Annotated in this window: 1 protein-coding gene; it reads right to left on the bottom strand. The window is 67.4% G+C overall.

The window, feature by feature from the left end:
- On the bottom strand, positions 1 to 301 hold a 301-nt coding region (locus ACPYOG_RS19370; protein ID WP_481295760.1), incomplete at both ends, for a CBM35 domain-containing protein.

Below are 301 nucleotides of genomic sequence, written 5' to 3'. Positions count from 1 at the left end.
CAGTGGTGCCGTCCTTGCTGGCCCGCAGCGACAGCGCGTGCGTGCCGGCGGTAAGGTGGAGGGTGACGTCGGCCGTTCCGCGGTAGCCCCAGTTGAGGTCCGCCGAGTACTTCACCAACTGGTCGAAGGCGCCGTCGACGAAGAGCGCGTGCTTGCCCGGTGTGGCGTTCGACCCGCTCAGGATCGATAGCCGGTAGTCGCCGGTGGTCGGCACCGTCACGTTCCAGGTCGCGGAGAAACCGGCGCGGTTGAACGAGCCGACATCCTTGCCTCCGGAGGCCATGAACGACCACTCCCGTGA

The organism is Leifsonia sp. HAY1-4F (genome assembly GCF_056755275.1).
This window is presented reverse-complemented; position numbering and strand designations above follow the sequence as displayed.